The organism is Haladaptatus sp. DYF46, from assembly GCF_021083305.1.
GTDB lineage: Archaea > Halobacteriota > Halobacteria > Halobacteriales > Haladaptataceae > Haladaptatus.
Genome location: NZ_JAJFAY010000001.1, coordinates 1,940,510 through 1,962,585 on the forward strand (window position 1 = coordinate 1,940,510; position 22,076 = coordinate 1,962,585).

Below are 22,076 nucleotides of genomic sequence, written 5' to 3' on the forward strand. Positions count from 1 at the left end.
GTTCAGTCCGCGGGTCAGTCGAGTTCGACGATCATCACGAGCGCGTCCTCGCCGTCGCCGTAGTACCGTGGTATCGTCCGCAGATAGCGGAAGCCGAACTCCCGATACAGGGAAATCGCCGGGTCGTTGCTCGCCCGCACCTCCAGTTTGACGCTGTACGTTCCGCGCACGTGGAGGCCGGAGAGCGCTTGTTTCAACAGTTCTTTTCCGATTCCCTCTCCCCGACGCGAGGGGTGGACCGCGATGTCCTTGATATGTCCGAGCGCCCGGCCGTGGTTCGGAATCGTGTCGGCGACGACGTAGCCGACGATTTTCATCCCGTCCGTGGCGACCAGAAACGTCGGTTCGTCCACGTATCGCTCGAACGCCGCGAACGGCCACGGTTGGCTGAACGAGGATTTCTCGATTCGAAAGATGGCGAGCAAGTCGGCTTCCTCTGCCGGGCGAATCGAAATCGAACCCGTCTCGCTCGCTGTGGAAGTCACAGATGCGTATTCGACGCGCACAACTAAAACTTCAACCCCACCTTTTTCTGCGGTCAGGTGCCGAGAGCGAGCGCGAAACGCGCTCGCTCTCGGCCTACTTCCCTGGAAAAAGCTGGACCAAAAGCACGGCGTCACCCCGCTTCCGTCGCTCCTTTCAGTCGCTCCGTCGGGGGTTCCTTGGCCCGGAAAATCTTCGATTTTCCGGTGGACAGCTGACCGCTGGCAGGTGTGTCGCTTGCGGTTGCTCATAGAATGTCACACTGCTGGTTCGGTAGCAGGCCGACCAACCGCGAGAACTAGCACACTCACCGCGAACGAAGTGAGCGGGCCGACAATTGAATGGAGCATGGAAGAGCTTCGCTCTTCCAATGCGAAATGAAAAAGGAGTGCTTTTGGTCCAGCTTTTACAGGAAGCCAGCAGGAGTGACGACAACAGTCGTCACTCCTGCCTGCGACCGTCGTAAAAGGTGGGTGCTGAAAGGTGGGTTCTAGTCGTCCGCGGAGGCCGCCGCGTCGCCGCCTTCGACCTGCTTTTTCGTGTGCGGCAGTTTGCCACCGTCGGCGAGAATCTGGCGCTCGCGTTCGGAGGCGTCGAGGGTCGCGGTGAGTTCCCAGTCGTCGTTCACGCGGACCGTGAACTCCTTCTGACCGGAGCGGACCGCTTCCGCGACGTCGTCGACGATTTCGATGTCGTCGCCCTGTTCGAACTTCTCGTAGTCCTCCTCGCTGATTTCGAGGGGAATCAGACCGAAGTTGAACAGGTTGGCCTTGTGGATGCGGGCGAAGCTCTGTGCGAGGACGCCTTCCACGCCGAGGTACATCGGGCACAGGGCCGCGTGTTCGCGCGAGCTACCCTGTCCGTAGTTCTCGCCGGCGACGAGGAAGCCGCCGTCGGCGTCGAGCGCGCGCTGTGCGAACGTGTCGTCGACGCGCGAGAGCGTGAACTCGGAGAGTTTCGGGATGTTCGACCGGTACATCAGGATGTCCTGGGTCGCCGGGATGATGTGGTCGGTCGTGATGTTGTCCTGCATCTTGAGCAGGGCCGGGCCTTCGAGTTTGGAGTCGAGTTCGTCCTTCAGCGGGACGTCGCCGATGTTCGGGCCTTTGATGAGGTCGTCGTCGACGGCCTGCTCGGGCGAGATGAGGTCGGGATCGTCGGCGCTGGTACCGTAGTTGTCACCCAGTTCGAACTCGGGTGCGTCCATGTCGCCGAGTTCGTCGGCGAGGTCTCGGGGGTCGATGATTTCGCCTTTGATGGCCGCCGCCGTGGCGACTTCGGGCGAACAGAGGTAGACGGAGTCGTCCTCGATACCGGAGCGACCCTCGAAGTTGCGGTTGAAGGTGCGGAGCGAGACGGAGTCGGACGCCGGAACGTGGCCGATACCGATACACGCACCGCAGGTCGCCTCGGAGAAGTTGACGCCTGCCGCCATCAGTTCCGCGACCCAGCCCTCACGGGCGAGCATCTCGGAGGCCTGTTTGGACGCCGGAGCGACGATGAGGTCCGTCTTCCGGTTGACCGTGCGGCCTTCGAGCATCTTCGCGGCGGGGAGGATGTCCTCGTAGCCGCCGTTCGTGCAGGAACCGATCATGACTTGGTCGACCGACTGCCCAGCGACTTCGCGGACCGGGACGACCTTGTCGGGCATGGACGGTTGTGCGATGAGCGGTTCGAGGTCGGAGAGGTCGACGACGATTTCGTCGTCGTACTCCGCATCGTCGTCGGGCTGGAGGTCGACGTATTCGTCCTCGCGGCCGAGGCGCGAGAGCCACTCCTCGGTCTTCTCGTCCGTCGGGAAGATGGAGGTGGTCGCGCCGAGTTCCGTTCCCATGTTCGTGATAGTCGTTCGCTCGGGGACCGAGAGCGTATCGACGCCAGGACCGGTGTACTCGAAGATTTTGCCGACGCCGCCCTTCACGGAGAAGCGGCGGAGCATCTCGAGGATGACGTCCTTCGCGGTCGCCCACTCGGGGAGTTCGCCTTCGAGGCGGACGCTGACGATCTCGGGCATCTCGATGTAGTACGGGCCGCCACCCATGGCGACCGCGACGTCGAGACCGCCGGAACCGATGGCGAGTTCGCCCAGACCACCGGGGGTCGGGGTGTGGGAGTCGGAGCCGAGCATCGTCTTGCCGGGTGCCGCGAAGTTCTCCTTGTGGACGTTGTGACAGATACCGTTACCCGGACGGGAGTAGTGTGCACCGAACGTGCCCGCCGCGGAGCGGAGGAAGCGGTGGTCGTCCGTGTTCTTGAAGTCGAACTGGTAGGTCTGGTGGTCACAGTACTGGGCGGCGATCTCGGTCTGGACCTCGTCCATGTCGAGCGCCTCGAACTGGAGCCACACGAGGGTCCCAGTCGTGTCCTGTGTGAGAACTTGGTCGATCTCGATTCCGATTTCCTCACCGGTTTCGAGTTCGCCCTCGACGAGGTGGTCGCCGAGAATCTTTTCCGTCAGTGTTTGTCCCATATCGGACGAATATCGACCCTCCGAAGGTATAAATCCCGCGTGTTTACGTTTTCATCATTCGTGGTAAATTCGGTTCTCGTCCGGCAATCATTGCGAAAATAAAGGAACTGAAAAGGGATGGACGCGACCGTCAGTCGAACCGAACGTCGGCGATTTCGACGTCGGTCACGGTCGGCGTTCCGTCGTCGGCGCGACTCCACGAGAGCGCCGGAACGACGTCGTACGCTTCGGTCCCGTTCTGAAGTTCGAGTCGAACGGTCTTTCCCTCCGCTAGCCAGCGGTTTATCTCGGCCCGTTGGTCGTCGGCGAAGCGATTGGTCTCCCCGGTACTCTTGCCGCGACGAACCGCGACGACGTCGACGGACAACCCGTCGGCGCTGGTCTTCAGGTTCACCCGGAGCGGTACCTGTGCGCGCTCGTCGGTGAGAAACGGGAAGGAGAGGACGGCGTCTTCCGCGTCCTCCAGTCGGTCGATTTCCGTTCCCAATCCCTCCCCGACGGCACCCACCGACTCGCCGACGGCGTGCATCGACTCTTCGACCGATTGCATCGAGTCCTGCACGGACTCCTCGATTTCGCGTCGAAGCCGGTCGCCGAAATCGGGGTCGAACGGACTCGGGTATCCCTTACCGCGGGTATCGCCACCGCGGCCACGACCGCGCCCGTGGCTGCGACCCTGACCGCGGTTTCGAGGGTCGTGTCCCGACGGGGGCGACGTCCCTCGTGGCGAGCGCGCGTGTGGGTTCTTTCCGTGACGGTCCCAGTGTCCGCCGTGTCCGCGCTCCAATCCGCGGCGGAGGGCCTCCTCCCACGAGAGGTCGAGTTCTCGCTTTCGCCGTTTCAGCCGTTCGAACACCTCGTCGTCGTCGATTGAGATCCGAATGTCTCGGCTCATGAAACCGACTACCAGCCGGAGAAGCATAACGGTTTCCATAGAGCACACATCAAATACACATTCAGCTCACAACGAACGCACAACTAGTGCATAGATTTATGAAGTGCCCCACGCAACACCGAGAACGATGCACACACAAAGCGGGCACGACAAGCGGGTTCGAGTCGCGGGAATCGCGACGTACGACGAGGTAATCGCGGACCGGTTGGATGTTTCGGGCGTACTGACCGTCGACGGAGACGTTCGGGTCGAACGGGCGAAACTGTCCGGTGCGACGACGGTGCAGAGCGATCTCCGTGTGGACACGATGACGGTCTCCGGGGCGACGAACGTCGATGGGGACGTGACGGCAGCCGATATCACCGTCTCGGGGTCGCTGTCGGCGACGGGAACGACCGCCGCCGATGCGTTCGAGTGTTCGGGGTCGGTACAGCTCGAACACGTGAAAGCCGACGGGTTCGAGGCGTCCGGCGCGGTCGAGGCCCGGACGATACAGGCCGGAACGGTCAGGATTCGTGGCGCGATAGAAGCGGGACGCGTCGAAGCGGACGACGTCGGATTCGACCTCGTATCCGACTCGGTGGTTTCACGTCTCGTCGGGGACTCCGTCGTCGTCTCCCGGCATCGACCGGACGGGTTCCTCCGGGCGGAACACGTCGAAGGCGACCGCGTGGCGCTCGACCACGTCGACGTCGGAACCGTCGTCGGCGATCACGTGCGATTGGGTTCGGACGCCCGCGTCGAGGTGGTTCGGGCCGACGAACTCGACGCGGCGGACGGAGCGACCGTCGGGACGGTCGAACGACGCGAATAAACGACGGACAGTGTGAGCGAGTGAGTGTCACCCGAACTGCCCGAGAACGGTAACGGCTATACCGTCTCGGACACGCCGTCCGTCTATGTTCGAGAGCGGAACGTTCGTCGCGGAACACGTCTCGGAGGTCAGACGGCAACAGGTGCAACCGAACGGCGTCGATTTGACGTTGGAGACGGTGTACGAACAGCGGGACTCGGGCCGAATCGGGCGCAACGGCAAGGAGATCGGCGACCGACGGCAGGTCGAATCCGAGCAGATAACCGAGAAATCGCCGGAGAACTACTACCTGCCACAGGGCGGTTACATCGTCCAGTACGAGGAAATCATCGAAATCCCGGACGGACACGTCGGCTTCGTGTACCCCCGTTCATCGCTCATGCGGAACTCCTGCATGCTCAACACGGCGGTTTGGGACGCCGGTTACAAGGGGAAGGGTGAAGGGTTGTTGCAGGTCCACCACGACATCGAACTCGAACGGGGTGCACGTATCGCGCAACTCGTTTTCGCCGAGGCGGACCACGACGGAACCTACGACGGGGACTATCAGGGCGAGAACCTGGACTGAGTGGAATCGGGAACGAAGCGAATCGAGAGTGGTGTGAACGATTGACACTAGGAAAATCGATACGACTATTTCTATCGGGTTTCGATTGCGTCGTGAACGAGCGTGGAAGAGGAGGACGTACTGGAACGATGTGTCGAATGCGGAGAGCAGTTGCTCGAAATATACGTCGAAGACGACCGATGTCCCGATTGTCGGGACGAGTAGCAGTTTGGCTGTTTGAAACGGGTACCCTCGCCGTTTGTCGTATTGACGGAGATGGTTCGAAACGAACGGATTTTGCGAAGGCGTTCGTGGACCGAACCCCGGGCGAAAGTCACGCATGATTCTAGGCGCCTTCGCTTCGATATCCCGAGATATAGATGAAGTAAAATCACATGTCCCCCGATGAGGTATATTTGTATCCATAGAATCAGTTATACTATCAACACCTCATAGATACAATTAACATCGAATGATAACTCTACCAGGATGAATGCGACGCGCTACAGCACTCATCCTGCTCGTCTGCATCGTTAGCGCGGGGGCGCTTCCCGCGCTCGGTGTGGGTACCAGCGGGCGACAAACCGATACGGACTCGGCCGACGCGGCCGCGAACAACGCGACGAACGTAACCATCCTCTCCTACAACGACATCCAGACCGCCGCCGCGAAGGACGGCAATCTGCCCCGACTCGTCCATCGAATCGACGAGCGACGGGCCGCTCACGACAACCCGACGTTCGTGATGGGGGGCGGTGACGAGTTGTCACCGCACGCGCTCTCGCCCGTCTCGAAGTGGCACGCGCCGGTCGACGTGTTGAACCGCATCGGCCCGGACGCCGACACCATCGGGAACCACGACCTCGATTACGGCACCGACGAGTTTGCCAACGCGTCCCGCGCCTCCGACTTCCCGTGGGTCGCTTCGAACCTCGTCAACGAGACGACGGGTGAACCCATCGAGGGAGCGAAACCGTACGAAGTCGTCGAGAAGGACGGCGTCAAAGTCGGCGTCGTCGGTGCCATCTACCCCGGCGTCGATGGCTCCGTTTCGGAGAACCTCTCGGCGAACGGCATAACCGCGAAACCGGTCGTTCCCTCGATTCGGAAGTACGAGCGAGTTCTCCGCGAGAAGGAGGACGTGGACGTGATGGTCGTTCTGCTCCACGAAGGGACGAACGGGGCCGAGACGGTCGCAAAGCGGACCGACACCGACGTCGTGCTGACGGGGCACGACGAGGTCGTCTATCGGCCCCGCGTCGTGGACGGAACCATCATCAGCGAGACCAGAGCGCGCGCCGAGTTCCTGAGCGAGATCAACCTCACCGTCGAGGACGGCGACGTCGTCGCCGCGAACGGCCGGTTGCTGAACATCACCGACTCGACGCCGAAGAATGAGACCGCCTCGGACATCATCAACGGCTATCGCGCCGAGGTCGACCTCGACTCGACCATCGCGTACTCGGAGACGCCGCTCGACGCTCGGTTCGCGACCAACTATCACCGCGAGAGCAACTACGGGGACCTCGTCACCGACGCGATGCGCGCGAGAACGGGCGCCGACGTCGCCATCACCAACGCCGGTGGCATCCGGTCGGACGGCGTCTACGGCCCCGGAAACATCACGGGCGGCGACGTGTTCAACACGCTCCCGTTCGGAAACACCGTCGTCACCGTCGAACTCACGGGCAGCGAACTGGAGGAGACGCTCGCGAGTCAGATTACGACGTTGGAGAGCGAGGCCGGACAGCAGTACGGTGCGGAGATGTCGATGCAGGTCAGCGGCGTCGGGTTCGAGTGGGTCGGCCACGAGGGACGCGATCACATTCGGGACGTGACCGTGAACGGCGAACCCGTCGACCCGAACGCGACGTACGAAGTCGCCGTGAACAGTTTCATGAAGGGCGGCGGAGACGGCTACCCGCTCGTTGACAAACCGGTCGTTCAGCGAACGGATGAACTGATTTCGACGGTCGTCGTGGATTATCTGAAGGAGAGAGGACGAATAGCGCCGACGACCGAGGGCCGGATTCAGCGGGTGGACACCACCCTCGATGACGCCTCGGTTCGCCTCGACGAACACGGGAAGGTCGTCATGCGCTTCGATGCACCGGAGGACTACGACGGAACCGTCGCGGACTCGTTCGTGATATCGACGCCCGACGACCGCACCGTCGCGGCCGAGAAGGTCACGTACGACGCCGAGGAGAGAACCCTCGCAGTTCGCTTCGACGACGCCGAACTCGCGGCGCTCCTCGGATGCGAGCGAACGGCGGACCTCGATCTCTACGGAAGTTATAGTTCCTCGAAGTACGACCAAGTTTACTTCAATCACTCGCGGTTGAACGCCGACGTGACCGCGACGCTCGGCACCAACGGAGAACAGCAGGCGGCGAACGAGACGAACGAGACGAACGAGACGAACGACGCGAATCGGCGCACCGTGCCGTCGATGGCGGCCGCGTAATCGCGTTTCGAAACCGTCCCTTTTCGCGGGTCAGTCCCCGAGGTCGAACATCTCGGCGGCCTGTTCCATGTCCTTGTCGCCGCGTCCGCTCAGGTTGATCAGAATCACGTCGTCCTCGTCGCGCTCCTCCGCGAGCTGCTTCGCCAGCGCGAGGGCGTGGCTGGATTCGAGCGCTGGGATGATTCCCTCCGACTCGCTCAGTTCGCGGAACGCGGCGAGGGCCTCGTCGTCGGTGACGCCGGTGTACTCACAGCGGCCGGTTTCGCGGAACCGGGCGTGTTCCGGGCCGACGCCGGGATAGTCGAGGCCCGCCGAGACGGAGTGGACCTCCACGTCGTCGTTCAGGATGCGGGTTCGCATCCCGTGGAGGATGTCGGTCTTTCCGTTCGCCAGCGGGGCCGCGTGACGGGTCGAATCCGACCCGTCGCCGCCGCCCTCCGCGCCGTAGAGTTCCACGGGGTCGTCGCGGAACGCGTGAAAGAGGCCGATTGCGTTCGACCCGCCGCCGACGCACGCGACGGCCGCGTCCGGCAGGCTTCCGGTCTCCTCCTGAATCTGGCGTCGCGCTTCCACGCCGATGACGGACTGGAAGTCGCGGACCATCCGGGGGAACGGGTCGGGGCCGACGACGCTGCCGACGAGGTAGTGGGTGTCGTCCACGTTGTGCGCGAAGTCCTCCAACGCGGCGTCGACAGCATCGGCCAACCCGGAGTCGCCGCGGGTGACTTCGTTCACCTCCGCGCCCATCAGACGCATGCGGAAGACGTTCATCTTCTGGCGCTCCACGTCCTTTTTCCCCATGTAAATCTCGGTGGGGATGTCGAGGAGCGCGCCGACCATCGCGGTGGCGGTGCCGTGTTGACCCGCACCGGTTTCGGCGATGAGTCGGTCCTTCCCCGCCTGCTTCGCTAACAGGGCCTGTCCGAGACAGTTGTTGATCTTGTGTGCGCCGCCGTGGAGCAAGTCCTCCCGCTTCAGGTAGATTTGCGCGCCGTACGCCTCGGAGAGTCGTTCCGCGTGATAGAGCGGTGTCGGCCGTCCCGCGAAGGATTCGAGCAACTTTCCGAACTCGCGCTGGAACTTTTCGGTCCCCGAGATTTCGTCGTAGGCCCGTGCCAACCCTTCGAGCGGTTCTTCGAGCGGTTCGGGGACGTGTCGGCCACCGAACGTTCCGAACTCGGTTGAATCCTGCTGTGACATGGGAGAAGGATACCCGCCCCATGAACATAAGTCTACTCCAATGGACATAAAAACTCACTAATGGACAGATGTGTTCCACTCGGGAGCGCTATTCCTTCTGGAGGTCACGAACGGCGGGGCCGCCGAGAAGTGTCCCGTCGTAATCGAAGCGCGACCCGTGGCACGGGCAGTCCCACGACTTCTCCGCGTCGTTCCACGCGACGACGCACTTCAGGTGTGGACAGACCGCGGAGACGCGGTGACGTTCCCCGCCGTCATCCCGGTATTCGGCGACGGGTGTGCCGTCCTCACGGACGACCCGTGCCTCGCCCCGGGCGAGCGATGCTCCCGCTTTACTCGGTTTCGACACCCAATCCTCGACGAAGCGTTTTCCGACGTTCGCGTTCTCCCCGGCGAGCGAGGGAAGGTCCGACAGCGGCGGCAATCGCCCCGGGTCGAACGCATCGGCCCATTCGCTTCCATCGCCCGCGATTTCCTCGGCGAGGACACGACCCGCCGCGATACCGCCCGACATTCCCCACCCGCCGAACCCCGTGGCGACGTAGACGTGCTTCCGCCACGGCGCGGCGCGGCCGACGAATGGCATGCCGTCCACCGAGCGGTAGTCCTGCGTCGACCACCGGTAGGCGACCTCCTCGACGTCGAACCGTCGTCTCGCCTCCCGTTCGAGCGCTCGATAGCGGTCCGCGGTCGAACCCCCCTGTCCGGTCTTGTGATTCTGCCCGCCGACGAGGAGGAACGACTCGCCCTCCGTCTCGTGTTGCCGGACGGAGAAGTACGGTTCGCCCGACCGGTAGAACATCCCCTCCGGTTTCGGGTCGCGCGTCCGAACGGCCAGCACGTACGACCGTTTCGGATAGTTTCGAGCGAAGTAGCCGGCGGGGTCCAGTATCGGGAAGTGCGACGCGAGGACGACGTCGGTGGCTGTTACCGTTCCACCCTCCGTCTCGACTTCGCACGGAGAACCCGGTCGAACGTCCGTCACTCGCGTCCCTTCGAAGATGTCACAGCCACCCGCCGCTATTTCCTCCGCCACGCCGAGGAGGTACTTCCGCGGGTGGAACTGCGCTTGGTCGTCGAATCGAACCCCCGCCACCGCGTCCGAAACGGTCGGCACTTCTTCGACGAACGACGCGGGAAGGCCGACGCTTCGAGCGGCATCGACCTCCCGCCGCACGTCCTTTCGGTCGTTTTCGTCGGAGACGTACGTGTAGGCGGGTCGTCGCCGGAAATCACAGTCGATAGTCGTCGCCCGTTCGGCGACGGTTTCGATGGCCGCCTCGTTGGCGGCCGCGTACTGTCGGGCGCGCTCGCGCCCGAACCGTGACCGGATCCGGTCGTATTTCAATCCGTGCTGGCTCGTCAGTTTGGCCGTCGTCCGCGCCGTGACGCCCGAACAGACACGGTCGGCTTCGAGGACGGCAACCGTCTTTTCCGAATCCATCAGCTCCGCGGCGGTGGAGAGGCCGGCGATACCGCCGCCGACGATCGCGACGTCGACGTCGACGCCGGTTTCGAGCGAACCGTAGTCGGTTTCCTCCGTCGTCTCCAGCCAAAGCGATGCGCCTTCACCCGGCAAGTCGTTCGCGTTCATTGAAACCCCGGGCTGGATTCGATAGTCGTCGAAATAAGAGAGGTGGCCGTCCGGAGTTACTGCATGTAGCCGAGGTCCGCCAACCGCTCTTCGACGTCCGCGTCATCCTCCATCGAGACGGAGTCGTCCTCATCGTAGGCGGGGTAAGACTGCGCGCCGGCGTCCTCGACTATCGGGATGACGTTGCCGTCCATCCGGTCGCTGTACGGGATTCCGAGCGCGGACATGACCGTCGGGGCGACGTCGAAGAGGTGCGCTTTGGTCGGCATCGAATCCGCGTCGATTCCCTCCCCCTTCGCGGCGACGATACCTTCGAGTTTGTGATTCCACGGTTCGGTCGGCGGCGCGAAGTAGTCGCCGAGCAGTTGTGCCGAGAGGAACTGTCCCATCTCGTTCGGAATCGTCACGATGTCCGGCGCGTTGTCCGCGTTCTTCCCGTGGAAGTACGTCTCGCGCGGCGCGACTTCCCCGAATATGGGTTCGCCGTCCGGGGTTTCGACCCCGCTGAGTTTCTCGATGAGGTCGTCACGAACCTCGTCGTACCGGTCCGGCGGAACGATGCCGTTCGGTTCGCGCCCTTGGAGGTTGATCCGCACGCCGAGTTCGGTTCGGGCGCGCATGTATGCGGCCGACTTCGGGAAGTCGACCTGCTCGTTCGCCGTCCGCGCCACGTTCTTCGGCGCGTACTGCTTCGCGATTTCCGCGAGTCCGACCTTCTCCAATCCGGTTCGAATCCGGTGGGCGGTGAAACCGAACTGGGCCGCCTTCGCGGCCATCCGTTCGAGCGTGTTCGGTTCCCACGTCTTCGTCTCCTTCCCCTCGCGAAGTTCGTCCTGAATCGGGTTCCACGACGGCATTCCGCGGCCCCCCTTTCGAGCCTTCACGTAGCCCTCGTCGCGGAGGAACTCGTTGACGCGGAACTCGTACTTCTCGTACGGTCCCATCCCGTGGTCGCTCGCGATGAAGACGGTGTCCGGGTCGCACTCTTCGAGGAGTTTGCCGACCTGTCTGTCCGTCTCCTCGTAGACGGTCTTTACCTTGTCCCAGTCGCCGTCGAACTCGTGGAAGACGGTGTCGGGCTTTTGGAACTGGACGAAGCCGAAATCGGGTTCGTGTTTGTCGGCCAGATAGCGAAACGCCTCGCCGCGCATTCGAACGAGACTCGTGTACTCGTCCATCTTCTGTGCGTCCGTGTAGTCGGATTCCTCGCGGGAGTAGGTCGGGTAGACGCGGTACTCGCCGATGGCGTCGCGCACCTCGTCCAACAGTCCCTCGGGATGACAGCGTGGGTCCTCGGGGCCGATGAACCCGGGGATGAGCGCTCCGTCGATTTCGTCCGGAGGGTGCGTGACGGGGACGTTCACGACGACGCTCGTGAGGTCGTGTTTGTCCAACAGCGTCCAGATGGCGTGTTCCTCGACGTCACTGCCGCTGACGACGTGAAAGTCGTATCCGTCGTAGGCGACGAACCCACAGACGCCGTGTTTCCCGGGGTTGACCCCGGTGTACAGCGACGGCCACGCGCTCGGCGTCCACGGCGGCATCTGTGATTCCAGCGGTGCGGCAACCCCGCCATCGCAGATAGAGCGGATATTCGGGATACCGTCGTCTTCGTACAGGCGCTCGAAAACGGGCAAGCATCCGGCGTCGATTCCGATGAGAAGAACGTCTACGTTGCTCATTTTTCATCACCCAGGCAGTAGTTTGGACCCGCGGCTTTCGTTTCGTTCGCCAAGCAAGGGGTGTCATCTTGCAGTGCGACGGTCGCCAGACTCATTGGAGGCACCTACACTCTCTAATCATTTTATTATGTTACTCTTAAACCGGACAGCCGATCGTTATTCGCCTTTACCGTCGGCAACCGTCCCGGCGGGGTCGTCGATAACCGTGCGCTTCCACGTACCGCGAGTGAACCAGAGTGCGGCGACGAAGGCACCGATTATATTTCCGCAGGCCATGCCTACCCAGACGCCAGTCGGCCCCATATCGCGGACGAACGCGAGGAAGTACACCGCCGGGACCCGGCCCAGCCAGAGGGTTATCATCGAAAAGGCCATCGCCAGTTTCGTGTTCCCCGCGCCGCGGTACGCGCCGAGGAGGACCTGTAAAACCGCCATGAACGCGAACTCGGCGGAACGGATCCGAAGATACTCGCTGCCGAGTCGGATCGTCGTATCCGCCTGCTGGGTCCCCGTCGCCATGAAAACGCCGACTATCGGGCGTGGGAACAGCAGTGCAACGATTGCAACGATGAGCATCACCCCGGCACCGACCTTCGCCGCGAGCCAAACGGCCCGCTCCGCGCGGTCCGGTTTCCGCGCCCCCAAGTTCTGCCCGACCATGGTGTTCGTCGCGCGACCCAACCCCATCGCGGGGAGGAAGACGAGCGACGCGAGACGGTTTCCGAGGCCGTAGGCGCTGACGACGGGCGGCGCGAACTGGACGACCATCGCGGTCAGCGAGATCATCGCCAGCGAACTCGTGGACTGTTCGAGCGCGCTCGGCGTCCCGATACGGACGATTTTCCAGATGAGATCGAAGTCGGGGACCAGATCGTCCGATCGAACGGTCGGCCCCGCGTCGGTGAAAAACAGGACGTACAGGCCGAGAACGCTCGCCACGGCGCGTGCCGAGATGGTGGCGAGCGCCGCACCTTGGACGCCCATGCCGTCGAGCGACCCGAAGCCGAAGATGAGCAGCGGGTCAAGGACGACGTTGACGGCCACGCTGACCATCATGATCCGCATCGGCGTGCGCGTGTTGCCGTATCCACGCATCAGGGACGTGAAGACGAAGAAGCCGAACAGGAACGGCAGTCCGAGGAAGTACGTCTCCATGTAACGCCGTGCGAGCGGAACGACCTGTAGGGTCGTCGCCCCCTGTGAAGGCATCAACGTGAGCATCGGCTCGGTGAGGAAGTACCCGGCGATTCCGAGGAGAACGGCGAGAACGGACACGAACGTAAGGATTTGGCCCGCGACCTTGCCCGCCGACCCCTCGCTGTCCGCACCGGTAAACTGGGCGACGAGAATGCTCCCTGCCGTCGTAAACCCGCCCGCGACGGAGATGAGGAAGAAGATGAGCGGAAACGCGATACTCATCGCACCGACCGCATCGGACGACAGTCGACCCAACCAGAAGGTGTCCGCGACGTTGTACATCACCTGCAACAGTTGAATGACGACTATCGGCCACGCGAGTTCGAACATCGGTCGCACCAGCCCACCGTCCGTGATAGAGCTGCTGGGCTGTGTGCTGGTCATCGTACTTTCGAAACGAAATAGGTCCGTTTCAATATTTCGAATCGCAAACGGGTCGGTAAGATGTGCCGCAATCCGCCCGACGCGTTGGTGGTCGTTCGCTCGTTTCCGTCCCGAGTACGGAACCGTACGCGCTCGAAATCGGCGAATGGCGTGAAACGTCCCAGCAGCGAGTTAAACGGTTACTAAGCGAGTTTTAACACGTCGTTTCGAGCATCATGATTCCCCGCTCTCCAAACGGGTATCCGATAGAGACGCGGTTTCGCGGACGGCGTCGCCGTAGGGATCACCGTTTCAACCGTGCGATGGCGCTGGCGGGCGTCGAACCGGAGGCAAAGCGACCCTCCTCGGTCCGAGCCACCCATTCGTGGCGGGAAACTTGACGAACGACGGCACACTTTGAGGGATTCCGGACCGCGTATTCTGGAAAGCACTCGAAGGGCATACGCCAACCACAGCGGCCGAAAAATTAAGTAATTGCCAGCTACGAACCGAGTAGCAACCCCCTGAAGCGCGATATCGACGAGTAGGGACGGCGTTACTTGGGTCCGTTTAGACGCACGGGCGTCACAGAGAGCGGGCGCGACGGGATTTGAACTACGCCGAGACGTTCCTGCTCGCTGTCGCTCCACGGGCTGCGACTCGTCTACTTCAAAATCCGTCGTGGAGTTCGGTTCCGACTCACCGTCGTTCGCCGAAACGCGTACGGGCGCGACGGGATTTGAACCCGCGACATCTTGGTCCGGAACCAAGAACTCTGTCCACTGAGCTACGCGCCCTCACCCGTTCCTTCGTGCAGAAGGGCTTTAGTTTTGTGACTCCGCCATCCCGGCCACCGCTCCCCGAGAAAGAAACGAACGGTCGGAAAACGGAATAGAAATCGAGACGTCGGGCGAAGTTCCGAGATGAAAGCGAAGAGCGTCGTTACGGCGTTTCGTTCGTCTCGACGCCGATGTCCGCCTGCGGGTACGCGGTGCAGGAGAGGAAGTACCCATTGTCGAGTTCGTCTTCGCTCAGGGTGTCGTTGTTGCTGTGAACGATGTCGTCGGGTTCCCCGTCGGCGAGTTTCGCACCACAGGACAGGCACTGACCCTCCCGGCAGGAGTAGGGAAGGTCCCAGCCCTCGTCCTCACCCGCTTCGAGGATGGTTTCGTTGCTGGCGACTTCGATGGTTTCGCCTTCGTTGACGTACTCGACTTCGAAGTACTCGACTTCGTCCTCCGGGATGGCGGACGGGTCGAAACCCGTATCCTCTTCCTCTTCACCCTCACCCGCGAGTTCGCCTTCCGCACCGCCGCCGATGGCGACCGCACCGCCACCACCGATGGATCGGTTCATCGGTTCGGGGAAGTCGGTTTCGGGAACGCTCGCCGCTCGCTGGTCGAGCACTTCTTGGGAGATGTCGTCCGCGATTCGCCACTCTGTACCCTTCGTGTAGTGCAGAGTCACCACGATGAGGGCGAGTAGTAGCCCGAGTCCCAGACCCAGTTCGTTTACCATATGGCGGTGGCTACGGAACGGTGGTTTAACAGCATTGTGATTGACGCGGATGCGTGGCGTCACCGAACGGCGTGCATGGGAGAGACGAGTGGGTTGGTCGTGGCATCGGTGGAAGCCGAAGCACATGTCGGACATGCACACTTATATTCGAGGGAGGTGATTCTGTACATATGCCAGATGTCATCGCGGATGCGGTATCGAAACTGCCGCGACCGGTCATCACCGCGTTACAGAACACGCCCGTCGACCACCTCTATCAGTACAGCCGATATCTGACGGTCGACGTGCGGGAGATTCGACTGACGAAGGGGTCTGCGACGGAGTCGCTCTATGCGCCGAAACGCTCGCACCTGTATCGGATACTCGGTCGAGGCGACGAGTACGAACCGCAGTTGACGGCCGCCATTTCCGACGAATTCGATACCGAGGACACGTTTTACGACATCGGGAGCCAGTTCGGGTACTTCACCACGTTGGCCAAGGCGTGCGGCGTTCCGAGCAGCCAGATACACGGGTTCGAAGCGAACGACTACCACTATCGCGTCCTGAACAGGACGCACGCGACGGATGACGCATTCATCACTCAGGCGTACGTCGGGGAGCGAACGACGACTGAGATGCTGGCGCTCGAAACGTACGATGGAGACGACCCAAACGTGGTCAAAATCGACGTCGAAGGGTACGAGTACGGCGTTCTTCGGGGAATGGGGGAGAAACTGGACGGCGTTCGCTGTCTGTTCGTCGAAATCCATCCGAGGTTTCTGGCGCGAACGAACGACACACCGCGGGATGTGTTCGAGTTGCTACGAGACGAAGGGTTCGAACTGACCGCGACGGAGCATCGGGAGGAGAACGCGTGGGAATCGCTTTCGGACGCGGAACTCCCGCAAGACCACGCGTACTTGCTCCGAGCGAAGCGGTAACGACGCGAAAGAACCGCAGGGAAACCCGCCCGAAGTGGCGAGTGAACCCGCTCAGTCCCGTTTCACTTCGTGCCGACCGAAACCGTATCGGAGTCGGTTCGCCAGTCGACGCGAGAAGCGACCTTCGGCGGGCGAACGACTGCCGAACCGCTCGGAAAGCGCCTCGTAGATGAGCGGCACCGGGACCTCCTGTTCGAGCGCCTCTTGGACCGTCCACGTGCCGGTCGAACCGCCAGCGATGTGGTCGGCCACGTCGCCCAAGTCGGTTCCCTCCTCGCGGAACGCCTCCTCACAGAGTTCGAGGAGCCACGAGCGGATGACCGCGCCGTTGTTCCACGTTCGGGCGACAGCCTCCAAGTCGAGGTCGTACCGGCCTTCGTGGAGGAGTTCGAACCCTTCGCCGTAGGTCTGCATCAGCGCGTACTCGACGCCGTTGTGAACCATCTTGACGTAGTGGCCCGACCCCGACTCCCCCATTCGGTCGTGGCCGTCCGGTCCAGTCGCCACGGCGTCGAATACGGGCGTCAGTTCCTCGTAGGCCCACTCGGGTCCGCCGACCATCAGCGAGAAGCCGAGTTCGGCACCCGCCGGGCCACCGCTCGTCCCGCAGTCGAGGTACGCCGCCGACGTCGTTTCCGCTCGGCGCACGGAGTCCTCGAAGTAGGAGTTGCCGCCGTCCACGACCACGTCGTCGCCGTCGAGATACGGTTCCACGTCTTCGAGCGCGGCGTCCACCGGTTCCCCGGCGGGAACCATCAGCCAAATCCGTTTCTCCTCGCCCAGTTGCTCGGCGAGGTCGGCGACGGAATCGGCCGGTTGCCCGCCCGCCTCGGCCGCGGACTCGACGGCCTCCTCGGCCACGTCGTAGGCGACGATGTCGTGTCCGGCAGCCAGCGTTCTGTCCACTACGATTCGACCCATTCGCCCCAAACCGATGACGCCCAGTTGCATGGAAGTAGGTGGAGGTGGGGGTGAAGTAGGGATTGCGGTTCCGGCCGGGCGTCAGGCCGAAGTGGACCGGGAAGGAACGTCTCGAAGTATCGTTGAAAAGCGGTAGTACGCAGGTGTGCCGTTCCTGTCGTCGAAACCGATGTTCAGCCGATAGCCAACCCGCCGAGGATGCCGGCGATCAGGAGCAGAAAAAGGAGCACGATGACTCCCTTCCGCGTTTTTGGATTCATTTCCATCATAAATTGAAGTTCTACATTTATAATATTATTTCAGCTTTTATTGCATTTGGAGGTGAGATAATGGAGGGACCGAATGGACCTCACTGGAGGAACGTTCGCATCGTCGCGGCAAACGCGGGTTCGATGTGGCGCATATCGAACCTAGCAGAAGTTCTGGGTGGCGTACACCTTCCCTTCGTCGGTAACGACGATGCCGATGCCTTCGTTCCGCCACTCCGGCGTCAGGATGTTCTCCCGGTGTCCCTGTGAGTTCATCCACTGTGTGACGATGCCGCGAGCGAGTTCGTCTTCCGTGGTGTACCGAACCGTTCCGTCCGCAGTCGTGACACGCACGTCGTACCACGTCTGCGCGATGTTCTCGCCGCCCGTGAGAGACCGACCGTCACCCGCCGACGCGCGGCAGGTGTAGTCGAACCGGTCGTAGCGGTCCGCGAAGTTCTCCCCCTCGGGCGACGTGTGAGAGAAGTAGTTTCGCGTCGCCATGTCCTCGCTGTGATAGCGCGCGATTTCGCGGAGGTCGGTGCTGAACGCGAGCGGTTCCAGACCCCGGTTCGACCGCTCCTCGTTGACATACTGATGAACGAGTCGCTCGACGTCTCCCCTATCGATGCCGTTCGATGTCGATGGCGGCGTGGTCGTATCAGTCGTCGCGGTAGTCGTCGGTTGGGTAGTCGTCGCGGTAGTTGACGACTGGGAAGTCGTCGGTGGCGGAATCGTGGTCGACGTTGGTGGCGTCGGTGGCGTCGTGGTCGTCGTTTGTGACGCTACCGTCGTAGCCGTAGGGATATCTGGGTCCGTCGTCTCGGTCGTTGTCGTCGGAGAGGACGTCGTTGTGGGGGGAGTTGTCGTAACCTGTGTCGTCGTGGTTTCCGGTGTCGTCGAGGACGAGGGGACGACCGTCGTCGTTGCAGGTGCCACTTCTACTGACGGCGTTGTCGTCGGTGCGGTCGATATCGGAGCGGTCGTCGGCGAGCGCGCGGTCGATGAGGGTACGGTCGCGGGAGTCGTTGCTGGCGAGGTAGATGAAGAGGGAGTCGTATGAACGCTTGTCGCGGGTGACGTCGGTACTCGCTGGCGTGGTTGTGGTTCGTGTTCTAATAACTGGGCCAACCAGTAAAACAAGCGCCAGAAGTCGTCCCCGAAACGGGCCGTTTCGAGGGACGTGCTGGGTTCGGGGATGGCCGAATAGTCGCTATTCACGGACGAGTTCGGTTCGTCGGTCGCAAAAGCGGACGGAGTCGCCTCCGAAGTGAATCCCGACGCGGCGGTGCTCGTGAGGAGAAGAACGAGGAACGCCAACGAGAGGCCGGTGGAGAGCGACCGTCGAGTCATCTCCACCCCCGTAGCGTGTGCGCGGCCGTGAATCGCTGCGGTTCGAACCCATCGAAACGTCGTCGGGACCGTTCGTCGTTATTCCGATCCGAATAGCGCGCCATCATAAGAATATCTGGCCGAAGTACAACATAATATTTTGCATAATCCCATATTGAGTTCAGATAGTTAATGAGAATACGCCGGTGATTCACGAATAGAAATGTATGAGTGGGGACAGTCGTCAATCGCGGATGATCCGGAGCGATCGAAACGATACGGTTCGTTACTATCGGTCGGATCGGCGAATTATTTTCACCGTTGGGCCAAACAAATAACACCGCTGAAGTCGAACGGGAGGTATGGATGAGGAGAGAATCGTCTTGCGACTCAACCTCGTTATCGCCCTCCTTTGTATGTTAGTCGTTCTCATTGCGATACCGTACCTCCTCTTCATCTACGACCACTTCCCGAACTTCCTGTACGCGGTCATCACCGCGCTCGCGACCATGGGCGGACTCGTCCTCCTCCGGACGTATCGAACCGTTCGGAGTTGATTCAGGCGGGAAATGGACGGGAACCTTTATCAGCGCCCACACGCAGAGTCACAAGTATGAGCGCGATGGTGTCGGTAGTACGTCTCTAGCGCAGACGGCGAGCCGATAGTGTTTCTCACCGATTCACCATTCAGCGACAGCAATTTGCAGCCATGACTGACGTTCCAAACGACTACGAACCAGAGCGTATCGAGCGAAAGTGGCGGGAAGAGTGGCAAGGCTCCGACGTGTACACCCCCGACGGTGACTTGGAGTACGTCATCGACACGCCGCCGCCGTACCCCACCGGCAACCTCCATATCGGGCACGGACTCCAGTGGAGTTACATCGACTTCGCGGCGCGTTATCACCGTCTCAAGGGCGAGGAAGTCCTGTTCCCGCAGGGATGGGACTGCCACGGGCTTCCGACGGAAGTGAAGGTCGAGGAGAACCACGACATCCACCGGACGGAAGTCTCCCGCGAGGAGTTCCGGCGACTCTGCATCGAGCACACCGAAGAGCAGATAGACTCGATGAAGGAGACGATGAACGAGTTGGGCTTCTCCATCGACTGGAACGCCGAGTTCCGCACGATGGACCCCGAATACTGGGGGAAGACCCAGCGCTCGTTCGTCGAGATGGAAGACTCCGTCTACCGCGACGAACACCCCGTCAACTGGTGTCCGCGCTGTGAGACGGCCATCGCGGACGCGGAGGTCGAAAACGAGGACCGGACGGGGACGCTCTACTACGTCACGTTCGAGGGCGTTGACGAGCAAAGCTCGTCAGCCCGTCAGACGGAGTCTGACGACGTTGACAACGATAACAGCGAGGAGCGAAGCTCCTCTGGCTCCGCGGTGGAGCCGCGGAACATCGAGATTGCGACCACGCGTCCCGAACTGCTCGCGGCGTGTGTCGGCATGGCCGTGGACCCCGAGGACGAACGCTACGCCGACCGAATCGGCGAGACGTTCGAGGTCCCGCTGTTCGGACAGGAAATCGAACTCGTCGCCGACGACGACGTCGACGGCGACTTCGGAACCGGCGCGGTGATGATCTGTACGTTCGGGGACAAACAGGACGTGGACTGGTGGGCCAGACACGAACTCGATCTTCGACCCGTCTTCACGGAGGACGGCCACCTGAACGAACTCGCGGGTGAGTTCGAGGGCCTGACCATCGACGAGGCGAAGGCGGACGTCGCCGACGCCCTCGCGGAGGAGGGCTACCTGAACGATTCGGAATCCACCGAGCAGTCCGTCGGCACCTGCTGGCGGTGTGACACGCCCATCGAAATCCTCTCGAAGGAACAGTGGTTCGTCGAGGTCGACTCGGACGAAATCGTCGAGAAGGCGAAGGAAGTCGAGTGGATTCCCGACCACATGTACGCCCGCCTCGAAGAGTGGGCGGACGGCATGAGTTGGGACTGGGTTATCTCCCGCCAGCGCGTGTTCGCCACGCCGATTCCCGCGTGGGAATGCGAGGAGTGTGGCCACTGGCACATCGCCGACATCGACGAACTCCCGGTCGACCCGACGGAAACCGGCCCCGCAATCGGCGACTGTCCCGAGTGCGGTGCGGACTCGTGGACGGGCGAAACCGACGTGATGGACACGTGGATGGACTCGTCCATCACGCCGCTTCACATCAGCGGATGGCCCGAGAACCTCGAACTGGACGAGTTCGAACCCGTCGCACTCCGCCCGCAGGGCCACGACATCATCCGAACGTGGGCGTTCTACACGCTCCTCCGCGTCGGCGAACTCACCGACGAGCGCCCGTGGGACGAAATCCTCATCAACGGCATGGTGTTCGGCCCGGACGGCAACAAGATGAGCAAGTCCCGCGGCAACGTCGTCACGCCGACGGACGCCGTCGACGAGTACGGTGCGGACTCGGTTCGGCAGGCGTTGGTCCTCGGTGGCCAACCCGGAAGCGACGTCCAGTTTCAGCCGAAGGAAGCCACGTCGGCCTCGCGGTTCCTCACCAAAATCTGGAACATCCTCCAGTTCTCGACGAACCACTTCGACGAGAACACGCCGACCATCAGCGACCCGGCCTACCGCGACGCGGACCGCTGGATTCTGTCCCGGCTTTCGAACACCGCGGAGAGCGTGGCCGACGACATGGAACGGTATCGCTACGACCGGGCGCTCAGAACGCTTCGGGAGTTCGTCTGGGAGGACCTCGCGGACGACTACCTCGAACTGGTGAAGGGCCGCCTGTACGAGGGACGGCCGGGCGAGCGCAACGCCGCGCGCCACGCGCTGTACACGTGTGTCTCGTCCGTCGCTCGGATGCTGTCGCCCTTCTCGCCCTTCTTCGCCGAGGAGGTGTACAGCTACCTCCCCGGAACCGAGGAGAGCGTCAATCTGGCCTCCTGGCCGGACGTCGAAATGCAGGACGAGGAGGCCGAACTCGCGGGCGAAATCATCGCCGAAGTTGCGAGCGAGGTCCGGGCGTGGAAGTCCGACGAGGGAATGGCCCTCAACGGCGAACTCGGCCGCATCGAACTGTACGCCGACGCCGAGCGCCACCCCGACACCTACGACTTGAGCGAAGCGGTGAACGGCCCGGTTTACCTCGAAGAGGGGCGACCGAACGTGGAACTCGCGCCGGTCGGTGTCAGCCCCGACCACTCGTCCATCGGGCCGAAGTTCCGCGACAAGGCGGGTGCGGTCGTCGGCGCGCTCGAATCGACGGACCCGGCGGAACTCAAGGCACAGGTTGACACGCACGGCGAAATCACGCTGGATGCGGCGGGCGAAGAAGTCACCCTCGACGGCGACTGGGTGGAAATCGAAGAGGAGTACCGCGCCGAAAGCGGCGAGGAAGTCGAAGTGCTGGAGACGGAACACGCGACGGTCCTCGTCTTCCCCTGAAACG

16 protein-coding genes and 1 tRNA gene are annotated in these 22,076 nt (G+C 62.2%); 6 read left to right on the top strand and 11 right to left on the bottom strand.

Annotated features, from left to right (window positions below):
• Positions 1–14: 14 nt before the first annotated feature.
• The 3 genes from rimI to LJF34_RS10680 form a co-directional block, all read right to left on the bottom strand.
• A complete protein-coding gene (gene rimI, locus LJF34_RS10670) occupies positions 15–485 on the bottom strand; it encodes a ribosomal protein S18-alanine N-acetyltransferase (RefSeq protein ID WP_231184947.1) in 471 nt (156 codons plus the stop codon).
• Between the two features lie 488 nt (positions 486–973).
• On the bottom strand, positions 974–2,953 hold the full coding sequence (locus tag LJF34_RS10675) for an aconitate hydratase (protein WP_231184948.1): 1,980 nt from the start codon (positions 2,951–2,953) through the stop codon (positions 974–976).
• A 130-nt stretch (positions 2,954–3,083) separates the two neighbouring features.
• Entirely contained in the window at positions 3,084–3,848 is a 765-nt protein-coding gene (locus tag LJF34_RS10680; protein WP_231184949.1) for a hypothetical protein, read from the bottom strand.
• 127 nt (positions 3,849–3,975) lie between these two features.
• On the opposite strand from LJF34_RS10680, the gene LJF34_RS10685 reads away from it, so the two are divergent.
• The 3 genes from LJF34_RS10685 to LJF34_RS10695 all read left to right on the top strand — a co-directional run bounded on the left by LJF34_RS10685 (position 3,976) and on the right by LJF34_RS10695 (position 7,676).
• Positions 3,976–4,662 carry a hypothetical protein gene (locus LJF34_RS10685; protein ID WP_231184950.1) on the top strand — a complete coding sequence of 229 codons (687 nt, stop codon included), beginning with the start codon at positions 3,976–3,978 and terminating at the stop codon, positions 4,660–4,662.
• A gap of 58 nt (positions 4,663–4,720) precedes the next feature.
• Positions 4,721–5,230, top strand: a complete 510-nt coding sequence (locus tag LJF34_RS10690) for a deoxyuridine 5'-triphosphate nucleotidohydrolase (protein ID WP_342765869.1) — start codon at positions 4,721–4,723, stop codon at positions 5,228–5,230.
• A 472-nt stretch (positions 5,231–5,702) separates the two neighbouring features.
• Positions 5,703–7,676: a 5'-nucleotidase C-terminal domain-containing protein gene (locus LJF34_RS10695; RefSeq protein WP_231184952.1), complete on the top strand. Its 1,974-nt coding sequence runs from the start codon at positions 5,703–5,705 to the stop codon at positions 7,674–7,676.
• Positions 7,677–7,706: 30 nt separating this feature from the next.
• On the opposite strand, the gene trpB is transcribed toward LJF34_RS10695, so the two are convergent.
• From trpB to LJF34_RS10725, 6 genes are all read right to left on the bottom strand, one after another.
• A complete protein-coding gene (gene trpB / locus LJF34_RS10700) occupies positions 7,707–8,876 on the bottom strand; it encodes a tryptophan synthase subunit beta (protein ID WP_231184953.1) in 1,170 nt (389 codons plus the stop codon).
• 88 nt (positions 8,877–8,964) lie between these two features.
• On the bottom strand, positions 8,965–10,470 hold the full coding sequence (locus LJF34_RS10705) for an FAD-dependent oxidoreductase (protein ID WP_231184954.1): 1,506 nt from the start codon (positions 10,468–10,470) through the stop codon (positions 8,965–8,967).
• 56 nt (positions 10,471–10,526) lie between these two features.
• On the bottom strand, positions 10,527–12,152 hold the full coding sequence (locus LJF34_RS10710) for an alkaline phosphatase family protein (RefSeq protein ID WP_231184955.1): 1,626 nt from the start codon (positions 12,150–12,152) through the stop codon (positions 10,527–10,529).
• Positions 12,153–12,308: 156 nt separating this feature from the next.
• Positions 12,309–13,733: an MATE family efflux transporter gene (locus tag LJF34_RS10715; RefSeq protein WP_303646673.1), complete on the bottom strand. Its 1,425-nt coding sequence runs from the start codon at positions 13,731–13,733 to the stop codon at positions 12,309–12,311.
• Between the two features lie 703 nt (positions 13,734–14,436).
• A tRNA-Arg gene (locus tag LJF34_RS10720) sits at positions 14,437–14,509 on the bottom strand.
• 145 nt (positions 14,510–14,654) lie between these two features.
• The gene (locus LJF34_RS10725) at positions 14,655–15,230 is read right to left on the bottom strand and encodes a 2Fe-2S iron-sulfur cluster-binding protein (RefSeq protein WP_231184956.1); all 576 of its coding nucleotides are present in this window, start codon (positions 15,228–15,230) and stop codon (positions 14,655–14,657) included.
• 170 nt (positions 15,231–15,400) lie between these two features.
• Between LJF34_RS10725 and LJF34_RS10730 the strand changes: the two genes are divergently transcribed.
• Positions 15,401–16,153, top strand: a complete 753-nt coding sequence (locus tag LJF34_RS10730; protein ID WP_231184957.1) for an FkbM family methyltransferase — start codon at positions 15,401–15,403, stop codon at positions 16,151–16,153.
• A gap of 51 nt (positions 16,154–16,204) precedes the next feature.
• Here LJF34_RS10730 and gnd read toward each other — a convergent pair whose 3' ends face one another.
• A complete protein-coding gene (gene gnd / locus LJF34_RS10735) occupies positions 16,205–17,104 on the bottom strand; it encodes a phosphogluconate dehydrogenase (NAD(+)-dependent, decarboxylating) (RefSeq protein WP_231184958.1) in 900 nt (299 codons plus the stop codon).
• Positions 17,105–17,484: 380 nt separating this feature from the next.
• On the bottom strand, positions 17,485–18,675 hold the full coding sequence (locus tag LJF34_RS10740) for a CAP domain-containing protein (protein WP_231184959.1): 1,191 nt from the start codon (positions 18,673–18,675) through the stop codon (positions 17,485–17,487).
• A 341-nt stretch (positions 18,676–19,016) separates the two neighbouring features.
• Here LJF34_RS10740 and LJF34_RS10745 point away from each other — a divergent pair, with 341 nt between their 5' ends.
• Together LJF34_RS10745 and LJF34_RS10750 are read left to right on the top strand one after the other, a co-directional pair.
• Entirely contained in the window at positions 19,017–19,211 is a 195-nt protein-coding gene (locus tag LJF34_RS10745) for a hypothetical protein (protein WP_231184960.1), read from the top strand.
• Positions 19,212–19,363: 152 nt separating this feature from the next.
• A complete protein-coding gene (locus LJF34_RS10750; protein ID WP_231184961.1) occupies positions 19,364–22,072 on the top strand; it encodes a valine--tRNA ligase in 2,709 nt (902 codons plus the stop codon).
• Positions 22,073–22,076: the final 4 nt, after the last annotated feature.

Bases quoted from the DNA above. Each gene is read 5' to 3' on its own strand.
- LJF34_RS10675 (WP_231184948.1), bottom strand. From the start codon at position 2,953: ATGGGACAAACACTGACGGAAAAGATTCTCGGCGACCACCTCGTCGAG.
- LJF34_RS10680 (WP_231184949.1), bottom strand. From the start codon at position 3,848: ATGAGCCGAGACATTCGGATCTCAATCGACGACGACGAGGTGTTCGAA.
- LJF34_RS10685 (WP_231184950.1), top strand. From the start codon at position 3,976: ATGCACACACAAAGCGGGCACGACAAGCGGGTTCGAGTCGCGGGAATC.
- LJF34_RS10695 (WP_231184952.1), top strand. From the start codon at position 5,703: ATGCGACGCGCTACAGCACTCATCCTGCTCGTCTGCATCGTTAGCGCG.
- trpB (WP_231184953.1), bottom strand. From the start codon at position 8,876: ATGTCACAGCAGGATTCAACCGAGTTCGGAACGTTCGGTGGCCGACAC.
- LJF34_RS10705 (WP_231184954.1), bottom strand. From the start codon at position 10,470: ATGAACGCGAACGACTTGCCGGGTGAAGGCGCATCGCTTTGGCTGGAG.
- LJF34_RS10710 (WP_231184955.1), bottom strand. From the start codon at position 12,152: ATGAGCAACGTAGACGTTCTTCTCATCGGAATCGACGCCGGATGCTTG.
- LJF34_RS10715 (WP_303646673.1), bottom strand. From the start codon at position 13,733: ATGACCAGCACACAGCCCAGCAGCTCTATCACGGACGGTGGGCTGGTG.
- LJF34_RS10725 (WP_231184956.1), bottom strand. From the start codon at position 15,230: ATGGTAAACGAACTGGGTCTGGGACTCGGGCTACTACTCGCCCTCATC.
- LJF34_RS10730 (WP_231184957.1), top strand. From the start codon at position 15,401: ATGCCAGATGTCATCGCGGATGCGGTATCGAAACTGCCGCGACCGGTC.
- gnd (WP_231184958.1), bottom strand. From the start codon at position 17,104: ATGCAACTGGGCGTCATCGGTTTGGGGCGAATGGGTCGAATCGTAGTG.
- LJF34_RS10740 (WP_231184959.1), bottom strand. From the start codon at position 18,675: ATGACTCGACGGTCGCTCTCCACCGGCCTCTCGTTGGCGTTCCTCGTT.
- LJF34_RS10745 (WP_231184960.1), top strand. From the start codon at position 19,017: ATGGATGAGGAGAGAATCGTCTTGCGACTCAACCTCGTTATCGCCCTC.
- LJF34_RS10750 (WP_231184961.1), top strand. From the start codon at position 19,364: ATGACTGACGTTCCAAACGACTACGAACCAGAGCGTATCGAGCGAAAG.